Source organism: Corallococcus sp. AB049A (genome assembly GCF_003668885.1).
Taxonomy (GTDB): Bacteria; Myxococcota; Myxococcia; order Myxococcales; family Myxococcaceae; genus Corallococcus; species Corallococcus interemptor.
The window spans coordinates 1-2608 of record NZ_RAWL01000687.1 but is presented as its reverse complement, the minus strand read 5'-3'; the positions used below and the strand labels follow the sequence as shown (position 1 = coordinate 2608).

Genomic DNA, 2608 nt, shown 5'->3' with positions numbered 1-2608 from the left:
GGGACGTGCTGCTCGCGCGGCTGCACCACTGCATCGCGGACGGCATCGCGCTCGCGCGGGTGCTGCTGTCGCTCACGGACTCCGTGGACGCGGACGGGGCGGCCGAGCACACGGAGGAGGCGCGTGAAGTCACTCCGGCCGGGGAGACGCGGCCGGGCTGGATGCGTTTCGCCCGGGGGGCCCGCTCGGCGCTGCGCAAGGGCGCGGAGCTGGTGCGGGAGCCCATCCTCGCGGGCGACCTCATGCGCGAGGGCGCGAAGGGCGCGGCGACGCTGGGCAAGCTGCTCGCGCTGCCTCCGGATCCCCGCTCTCCGCTTCGCGGGCCGCTGGGCCAGAGGAAGGTCGCCGCGTGGTCGGAGCCCATCGAGCTGGAGCGGGTGAAGGCCGTGGGCCACACCCTGGGCGGCACGGTGAACGACGTGCTGCTCACGGCGGTGACGGGCTCGCTGCGGCGCTACCTGGCCTCGCGGGACGCGCCGCTGGAGGACGTGCACGCGCTGGTGCCGGTGAACCTGCGGCCGCTGGACGTGCCGGTGCCTCGCGAGCTGGGCAACCGCTTCGGCGTGGTGTTCCTGCGGCTCCCCATCCACCTGGCGGACCCGCGCCGCCGGCTTCGCGAAGTGGCGAAGCGGATGGCGCACCTCAAGCGCTCGCCGGAGGCGGTGCTGATGTCCAGCATGCTGGGTTTCCTGGGCCGCACGCCCGCCGCGCTGGAGCGCGCCGTCGTGGACGTGCTTGGCACCAAGGCGTCCCTCGTCGCCACCAACGTGCCGGGGCCGCGTCAGCCGGTGTCGCTCGCGGGCAGCCGGATGAAGGGGCTCACGTTCTGGGTCCCCCAGGCCGGGCACGTGGGCCTGGGGGTCAGCCTCTTCAGCTACGCGGGACAGGTGACCGTGGGCGTGGCCGCGGATGCGTCACGCGTGCCGGACCCGGGGGCCCTCGTCGCCGCGTTCCAGGAGGAACTGGACGCGCTGGCGACGCTGCCCCCCTGAAGGCCCTACTTCGCGAAGAGCTTGTGCGGGTCGTACTTGCCGCGCACTTCCTTGAGCTTCGCGCGGATGGCCTCCGGCCACGCGCTGTCGAAGTGCGCCGCGTCGCGGACCTTGCCCATGAAGTTGATGGTCATGTCCGGCGACAGCCAGGGCTTGAGCTCCGCGCGCAGGCCCTCGGTGGCGCCGGGCAGCACCGTCTCGAAGAGCGGCGGGTGCATGCCCACCAGGCCGATGATGAAGTTGCCGGTGCGGCCGCCCACCGCCGAGCCGCCCGCCACGTCCTTCCAGGTGGCGCCGCCCAGGTGGCGGATCTCCAGCATGAAGTACGGCGTCTGCACGCCCGCGCCCACGTGGCGCAGCACCGTGGTGGCGAAGTCCTGGTCCACGTGGGTCAGCATCATGCCGCTGGTCCACACGGGGCTGGGCTGATCCGGATCATTGTGGATGCGCGCCATCTGGGACGCGGGCAGCTCGCCCAGCATGTCCAGGTAGAGCGGGGCCAGCGCGCGCAGCGGGGCCGCGAACTTCGCGCCCTCCTCGGCGGCGCCCGGGTATGCGAAGCGCAGGTTGATGACCGTGCGGCCGCGCAGCGGGGGCGGGATGAAGTCGAAGGGCGGGAAGCGCATCACGGCGATGCTGGTGGACACGCGCGCGTCCGCCTCCGCCGTCCACTTCACCCAGCCGCGCAGCACGGCCTCGATGTGCTGCTCCTCGAAGAAGAGGCTGCCCGCGTAGAGCGAGCGCATCTCCACGAGCTTGAGCTTCACCTCCGTCACGATGCCGAAGCCGCCCTTGCCGCCGCGCAGGGCCCAGAACAGGTCCGGGTGGTGCTCGGCGCTGGCCTCCACCGTCTCACCGTCACAGGTGACGAGCTTGTAGCCGACGACATAGTCGGAGCTGACGCCGTGGCTGCGCACCAGGGGCCCCAGGCCTCCGCCCAGCAGGTAGCCCACCACGCCCACGTTGGTGGACGAGCCGGCGACGGGCGCCAGGCCGTGCCTGGCGGCCTCCGCGATGACGGGCTCCCAGCGCGCGCCCGCGCCCACGGTGGCGGTGCGCGTCGCGGGGTCGATGCTCACGTGGTTCAGCGCCTTCGTGGAGATGAGCACGCCGGAGGTGATGGGCGCGTACGTCCCGTGCCCCGTGGCCTGCACCGACACGGGCAGATGGTTCTCCCGCGCGAAGCGGATGGTCTCCGCCACGTCCTGCGTGGACTTCACCGCCACCACGTACTGCGGCGCGTGCTGGACCAGCACGTTGAAGCCGGCGGCCTCCGGGGCATAGCCCGCGTCGTTGGGGGTGTAGACGGGGCCGCTCACGCGGCCGGCGAGGGTCTGGGTCATGGGGCGTTGCTCCTTCGTGTCAGCCAGCCCTCTGGGGGCCGGGAGGGGGACTCGGGTGCACTGCGGTGCCGCGTCGAGGGAGTACGAGCGCGAAGCAGCATAAACCTGGAAGTCCGGTTCGTACACGGAACGGCCGTGTGAAAACACGGCCCGGTTTCCCGAGGGTCGGCCCCCCGCCACCCCTACAACAGGCCGTGCTCCTCCAGCTTGTTGTAGAGCGTGCGCCGGCTCACCCCCAGCAGCCGCGCCGCCAGCGTGCGGTTGTCACCCGAG

The 2608-nt window shown here is 72.4% G+C and carries 3 protein-coding genes; 1 reads left to right on the top strand and 2 read right to left on the bottom strand.

Going from position 1 to position 2608, the window contains the following annotated elements:
* Positions 1-992: WS/DGAT domain-containing protein (locus tag D7X55_RS38270; protein WP_121725616.1), on the top strand; the 992-nt coding region annotated here is incomplete at its 5' end.
* Positions 993-997: 5 nt separating this feature from the next.
* Here D7X55_RS38270 and D7X55_RS38265 read toward each other — a convergent pair.
* Together D7X55_RS38265 and D7X55_RS38260 are read right to left on the bottom strand one after the other, a co-directional pair.
* Positions 998-2335 carry an FAD-binding oxidoreductase gene (locus tag D7X55_RS38265; protein ID WP_121725615.1) on the bottom strand — a complete coding sequence of 446 codons (1338 nt, stop codon included), beginning with the start codon at positions 2333-2335 and terminating at the stop codon, positions 998-1000.
* Between the two features lie 182 nt (positions 2336-2517).
* Positions 2518-2608: helix-turn-helix domain-containing protein (locus D7X55_RS38260; RefSeq protein ID WP_147470390.1), on the bottom strand; the 91-nt coding region annotated here is incomplete at its 5' end.